This window comes from Cellulomonas sp. A375-1, assembly GCF_001040865.1.
Lineage (GTDB): Bacteria > Actinomycetota > Actinomycetes > Actinomycetales > Cellulomonadaceae > Cellulomonas > Cellulomonas gelida.
Window position 1 is genome coordinate 1 of sequence record NZ_LFKW01000026.1, and the last position, 6827, is coordinate 6827.

5 protein-coding genes are annotated in these 6827 nt (G+C 73.4%); all 5 read left to right on the top strand.

Annotated features, from left to right (window positions below; all coding sequences use genetic code 11):
* Window positions 1–1832 (top strand): penicillin-binding transpeptidase domain-containing protein (locus CWIS_RS02795; protein ID WP_048341723.1); only part of this gene is annotated, 1832 nt, incomplete at its 5' end.
* 62 nt (window positions 1833–1894) lie between these two features.
* Window positions 1895–3493 (top strand): UDP-N-acetylmuramoyl-L-alanyl-D-glutamate--2,6-diaminopimelate ligase, encoded by a 1599-nt coding sequence (locus CWIS_RS02800; RefSeq protein WP_048341724.1) that lies wholly within the window; start codon window positions 1895–1897, stop codon window positions 3491–3493.
* Window positions 3490–4959, top strand: coding sequence for a UDP-N-acetylmuramoyl-tripeptide--D-alanyl-D-alanine ligase (gene murF / locus CWIS_RS02805; protein ID WP_048341725.1), 1470 nt, complete (start codon window positions 3490–3492; stop codon window positions 4957–4959). The genes CWIS_RS02800 and murF overlap by 4 nt, the downstream gene beginning before the upstream one ends.
* Window positions 4956–6038 carry a phospho-N-acetylmuramoyl-pentapeptide-transferase gene (mraY, locus tag CWIS_RS02810; protein WP_048341727.1) on the top strand — a complete coding sequence of 361 codons (1083 nt, stop codon included), beginning with the start codon at window positions 4956–4958 and terminating at the stop codon, window positions 6036–6038. The genes murF and mraY overlap by 4 nt, the downstream gene beginning before the upstream one ends.
* The coding region (murD, locus tag CWIS_RS02815) for a UDP-N-acetylmuramoyl-L-alanine--D-glutamate ligase (protein WP_048341726.1) at window positions 6039–6827 on the top strand (789 nt) is incomplete at its 3' end. It abuts the gene before it with no gap.

Below are 6827 nucleotides of genomic sequence, written 5' to 3' on the forward strand. Positions count from 1 at the left end.
CGGTGCGCCGTGCACCGGGTCCGCGCGAGCCGCAGGGCGGTGCGGCCAAGCCCGCGCGCCCGCGCGGCACGCCGCCGATCGTGGTCCCGCGGCGTGAGCAGCCCGCCCCGGCGGGTCGTCATGCCCGGCTGCTGGTGCTCGTCGTCGTCCTCGCGCTGGTCGTCGCGGCGTTCGCGGGACGGCTCGTGTACGTCCAGGCGGTCCGCGGCCCGTCGCTCGCGCAGGAGGCGCGCGACAAGCGGCTGTCGACCTACGCGGTCATCGGGGCGCGCGGCCAGATCACGGATCGCGACGGCGTCGCGCTGGCGAGCTCGGTCGAGCGGTACAACATCTCGGTCAACCAGGTCCTGGTGGGGGAGTACCGCGGCGACGGCACCGACGAGGACCCGCCCGGTGCGCTGGGCGTCGCGCGCAGGCTCGCCCCGCTGCTCGAGAAGGACGCCGCGGTGCTCGGCGGCGAGCTCGTCGGCGACCGGAAGTTCAAGTACCTGGTCAAGGGCGTGCTGCCGACCGTCGCGCGCGAGATCTTCAAGATGCGGCTGCCGGGCATCAACATCGACAAGGTCGCCGACCGCGTCTACCCGAACGGCAACCTCGCGGGCAACCTGATCGGGTTCGTCAACTCCAACGGGCAGGGCCTCGAGGGGCTCGAGGCCTCGCTCGACGAGCGGCTCAAGGGCACGCCCGGCACCGAGGTGGTCGAGCGCGGCGCCAAGGGCCAGCAGGTGCCGGGCGGCTACTTCGAGGACACGCCCGCGACCAGCGGCGAGTCGGTGCGCCTCACGATCGACTCGGACATCGCCTGGAAGGCGCAGAGCCTGCTCGACGCCCAGGTCAAGGCGACGGGCGCCGACTCGGGCACGGTCGTCGTGCTGGACGTGCGCACCGGCGAGCTCCTCGCGCTGGCCGACTCGGGTGCGCGGGACCCGAACAAGCCCGGCGACTCGTCGGGCGGCTCGCTCGCACCGTCGATCTCGAACATCTTCGAGCCCGGCTCGACGGGCAAGGTCATCACGATGGCCGCGGTGCTCGAGGAGGGCCTCGTCACGCCGACGGACACGTGGACCGTCCCGTACCAGCTGACGATCGAGAACGGGCAGACGTTCCGGGACTCGCACCCGCACGAGACGCAGCACCTGACCACGACGGGCGTGCTCGCGGAGTCGTCGAACACCGGGACCGTGCAGATCGGCTCCCTGCTGACGACCGAGCAGCGCTACCAGTGGCTCGAGCGGTTCGGCCTCGGGAGCAAGACGGGCATCGAGCTCTCGGGCGAGTCGGCCGGGTTCTTCGCCGACCGCAACAACAACCGCACGCCGTACGCGGTGCTGTTCGGCCAGGCGGTCGCGGTCAACGCGCTCCAGGCGACCCAGGTCTTCGCGACGGTGGCCAACGGCGGCGTGCGCGTGCAGCCCCACGTCATCAAGGGCTGGACGTCGACCGACGGCCGGTACTCCGAGGCCGACCCCGCACCGAGCACGCGCATCGTCTCGGAGAAGACCGCCGCGGACGTCATGTCGATGCTCGAGTCCGTGGTCGACGACGGGACCGGGTCGAGCGCCGCGATCCCCGGGTACCGCGTCGCCGGCAAGACGGGCACCGCGCAGAACTGGGTCAAGGGCAAGCAGGGGATCACGGCGTCCTTCATCGGCGTGGTCCCGGCCGACGAGCCGCGGCTGGCGATCAGCGTGATCCTGCACAACCCGCGCACGTCGGAGTACGGCGGCGTCGTCGCGGCCCCGGTCTTCCGGGACATCGGCACGTACGCGCTGAGCGAGCTCGGTGTGCCGCCCTCGGGCGCCAAGGCGACGCTCTTCCCCACGACGTGGTGAGCACACGCCTGACGCCGGTCGACGGCGCGTCGGGTGCGGGGCCCCGGGGTAGATTCCTCCCCATGACGTCGACGGCCCGGATGCGCCCCACGCACCCCGTCGACCACCCGCTGAGCGCATTGGTGGACCTGTTCTCGCTGGTCAGCGTCGGTGCCGACGTCTCGGGTGCGACGGTACGGGGCGTGAGCATGGCTTCCGGCGACGTCGAGCCCGGTGAGCTGTTCGTCGCCGTCCCCGGCGCGCACGTGCACGGCGCGGCGTACGCCGCGCAGGCGGTCGACGCGGGCGCCGTGGCGGTCGTCACGGACGAGTCGGGGCTCGGCGTGCTCGGCGAGCTCGCGCAGCGCGTGCCGGTCCTGCTGACGCCTGACCCCCGCGCACTGGCCGGGCCGCTCGCCGCGCACGTCGCGCAGCACCCCGCGTCGCACCTGCGGACGGTCGGGATCACGGGGACCAACGGCAAGACCACCACGACCTACTTCGTCGACGCCGCGCTGCGCGCCGTGCACGCGAGCACCGCGGTGCTCGGCACGGTCGAGCTGCGGATCGGCGACGAGGCGATCGAGAGCCCGCGCACGACCGTCGAGGCCCCCGTGCTGACCCACGTGCTCGCCCTCGCGGTCGAGCGCGGCGCGACGGCGGTGGCGATGGAGGTCTCGTCGCACGCGCTCGCGCTGCACCGCGTCGCCGGGACCACGTTCGACGTCGTCGCGTTCACCAACCTGCAGCGTGACCACCTCGACTTCCACGGCGACATGGAGGGCTACTTCCGCGACAAGGCCCGGCTCTTCGCGCCGGGGCAGGGGCGCCGCGGGGTCGTCGTGGTCGACGACGAGTGGGGCCGTCGCCTCGCACGTGAGGCGCAGATCCCGGTCGAGTCCGTGTCCACGCACGTCGGCGACCCCGTGGCCGCCGACGCCGACTGGGCGGTCGTCGCCGCGGACATCGGTCTCGACGGCGTCGGCTCGACCTTCACGCTGCGCGGGCCCGACGGACGTGAGCACGCGGCCTCGAGCCCGCTCCCGGGCCTCGTCAACGTCTCGAACGCCGCGCTCGCGATCGTCGTGGCGCACGCCGCGGGCGTCGACCTGGACGTCGCGATCACCGCGGTGGCCGGCGCGCACGCCGTGCCGGGGCGCATGGAGCGCGTCGTCGAGCGCGCCCCCGGACGCCCGCTCGGCCTGGTGGACTACGCGCACACGCCCGACGCCCTCGTGCTCGCGCTCGAGGCCGTGCGACCCATCACGCCGGGCCGCCTCGTCATCGTCTTCGGCTCCGACGGCGACCGTGACCGGGGCAAGCGCCCGATCATGGGTGCGATCGCCGCGCGGCTGGCCGACGTCCTCGTCGTGACCGACGAGAACCCTCGCTCGGAGGACCCGGGCGAGATCCGCGCCGCCATCCTGGCCGGCGTGCGTGAGGTGCGGCCCGACCTCACGGACGTGCACGAGGTGACCCCGCGCTCCGAGGCGGTGCGCCACGGGCTCGCCATCGCGGGCGAGGGGGACACCGTGATCGTCACCGGCAAGGGCCACGAACCGACCCAGGAGATCGCCGGAGTGTTCCACCGGTACAACGACCGAGACGCCTACCTCAGCGCCGTCGCCGACGGCCTCGCGGATGCGTTGCCGCCCGCGACGCAGGACGGTGGTGCGGCGTGATCGCGCTGACCGCCGCGGAGGTCGCGGAGGCGACCGGCGGGACGCTGCACGCGCTGGCGCCCGCGACGCTCGTGCACGGCGCGGTCGTCACGGACTCGCGCCAGGTGGAGCCGGGCGGGCTGTTCGTCGCGCTGCCGGGCGAGCACGTCGACGGCCACGAGTTCGCGGCCACCGCGGTGGCCGCCGGTGCGGCGGCGGTCCTGGCCGCACGTCCGCTCACGGACGCCGAGGGCCGCGAGCTGCCGACCGTCGTCGTGCCCGACGTCGAGGTCGCCCTGGGCGAGCTCGCGCGTGACGTGCTGGTCCGGCTGCGGGCCGCCGCGCTCGAGCCGGGTGGGAGCGGACTGCGTGTCGTGGGCGTGACCGGCTCGGTCGGCAAGACGACGACGAAGGACCTGCTCGCGCAGCTGTGCGGCGCGGTCGGCCCGACGATCGCGCCGGTGCGCTCGTTCAACAACGAGATCGGCCTGCCGCTGACCGTCCTGCGCGCCGACGAGTCCACACGCTTCCTCATCCTGGAGATGGGCGCGTCCGGGCCGGGGCACCTCGACTACCTCACGCGCATCGCGCCGCCCGACGTGGCGGTCGTGCTCGTCGTGGGTCAGGCGCACCTCGGCGGGTTCGGCGGGATCGACGCCGTGGCCCGCGCGAAGTCGGAGATCGTGCAGGGCCTCGTGCCCGACGGCGTGGCGGTCCTCAACGCCGACGACCAGCGCGTGCTGGCGATGGCGCAGCTCGCTCCCGGTGACGTCGTGACGTTCGGCGCGAGCACGGGCGCCGGGGTGCGCGCGACCGACGTGGTCGTCGACCGCGCCGGGCGGGCCAGGTTCACGCTCGTCGTGGGCGACGGCTCCGGGCAGCGCCAGGAGGCACGCGTCGAGCTGCGGCTCGTGGGGGAGCACCACGTGCACAACGCGCTCGCCGCCGCGGCCGCGGCCCTCGCGGTGGGCCTGACGCTCGACCAGGTCGCCGCGAGCCTGACCGCTGCCGACGCGCTCTCGCCGCACCGCATGCACGTGGTCGACCGGGCCGACGGCGTGACGGTCATCGACGACTCCTACAACGCGAACCCCGACTCGATGCGCGCGGCGCTCAAGGCGCTGGCCGTCGTCGCGGGACGGGACCGCCGCTCGGTCGCCGTGCTGGGCGAGATGCTCGAGCTCGGCGAGGGAGCACGCGCCGCGCACGACGCGATCGGCGAGCTCGTCGTGCGGCTCAACGTCGGCCTCACGGTCGTCGTGGGCGAGGGTGCGCGGCCGATCGGCGACGGCGCCAACCGCGAAGGCAGCTGGGGCGACGAGGTCGCGCTGGTCGACGACGTCGACGCCGCCGCGCGGTTCCTGGCGGCCGAGCTGCGTCCGGGCGACGTCGTGCTCGTGAAGTCGTCGTACGGCGCCGGCCTGTGGCGGCTCGGCGACCTGCTCACGGACCCGGTGGAGCACCCGGCAGCGGCGGCCGCGTCGTGAGGGCCGTCCTGATCTCGGGCGGTGTCGCGATGCTCGTCGCGCTGCTCGGCACGCCGCTGTTCATCCGCTTCCTGGTCCGCAAGCAGTACGGCCAGTTCATCCGTCAGGACGGGCCCACCGCGCACTTCACCAAGCGCGGCACGCCGACCATGGGCGGCGTCGTGATCCTCGGCGCGACCCTGCTCGGCTGGGGCGCCGCGCTGCTGCTCACGGGCACGGAGCCCTCGGTCTCCGCGGTGCTCGTCCTGTTCCTCATGACGGGGCTGGGCCTGGTCGGCTTCCTCGACGACTTCATCAAGATCAGCCGGCAGCGCAGCCTCGGGCTGCAGGCCCGCTGGAAGATCGTCGGACAGGGGCTCGTCGGCATCGCGTTCGCGGTCGCCGCGCTGCAGTTCCCCAACGAGCTGTTCCGCACGCCCGCCTCGACCAACATCTCGTTCATCCGGGACACCAACATCGACCTGGCGTTCGCGGGCGCGACGGTCGGGCTCGTCCTGTTCGTGATCTGGGCGAACTTCCTCATCACGGCGTGGTCGAACGCGGTCAACCTCACCGACGGCCTCGACGGGCTCGCCACGGGCGTCTCGCTCATCGTGTTCGGCGCCTACGTCGTCGTGTGCGTGTGGCAGTTCAACCAGTCGTGCCAGATCCTCACCTCCGCGGGTCCGCGCTGCTACGAGACGCGCGACCCGCTCGCGCTCGCCGTCGTCGCGGCGGCGATCACCGGTGCGTGCTTCGGCTTCCTGTGGTGGAACGCGAGCCCCGCCAAGATCTTCATGGGCGACACGGGCTCGCTCGCGCTCGGTGGCGCGCTCGCCGGCCTGTCGATCCTCACGCGCACCGAGATCCTCGCGGCGATCATCGGCGGCCTGTTCGTGCTCGAGGTGCTCTCGGACGTGATCCAGATCGGCTCGTTCAAGCTCACCGGGAAGCGCGTCTTCAAGATGGCCCCGCTGCACCACCACTTCGAGCTCGGCGGGTGGGGCGGGGGCACCATCGTCATCCGGTTCTGGATCATCGCGGGCCTGTTCGTCGCGCTCGGGGTCGGCATCTTCTACGCCGAGTGGGTGGCGGGCTAGGTGTCCACCGAGCTCGACCTCGACGGCGCACGGGTCGTCGTCGCGGGGCTGGGGGTCTCCGGGCGCGCCGCCGCAGAGGTGCTCGCGTCGCGTGGTGCCCGCGTGGTCCCGGTCGACGACCGGTCGGACGAGGCGATCGCGACCGACGAGTACCTCGCCGGCGACGGGCTGGGCCGCGCCGACCTCGTCGTGACGTCACCCGGGCTCGCGCCCCACCACCCGCTGCTCGCCGCGGCGACCGCACGCGGGCTGCCGGTGTGGAGCGAGGTCGAGCTCGCGTGGCGGGTGCGAGTGCCGGGTCCCTCGGGGGTCCCCGCGCCGTGGCTCGCCCTCACCGGGACCAACGGCAAGACCACGACCGTCGGGATGCTCGAGTCGATCCTGACCGCCGCGGGCCGCACGACGCTCGCGGTCGGCAACGTGGGCACGCCGATCACGCACGCCGCGACCGACCCGTCCCTGCAGGTGCTCGCGGTCGAGCTGTCCAGCTTCCAGCTGCACTTCACGCACTCGATGTCCGCCCAGGCTGCCGCGGTGCTCAACGTCGCCCCCGACCACCTCGACTGGCACGGCTCGCTCGCGGCGTACGCCGCGGACAAGGCACGTGTCTACGAGCGCTCGCAGGTCGCGTGCGTCTACAACGTCGCCGACCCGCTGACCGAGCAGATGGTGCGCGACGCCGACGTCCGCGACGGTGCAGTGGCGGTGGGCTTCACGACCGCGACGCCGTCGGTCGGGCAGATCGGGCTCGTCGAGGACGTGCTCGTCGACCGGGGGTTCGCCCGCCTG

Coding starts and splice junctions, on each gene's coding strand:
- CWIS_RS02800 (WP_048341724.1), top strand. CDS start 1,895: ATGACGTCGACGGCCCGGATGCGCCCCACGCACCCCGTCGACCACCCG.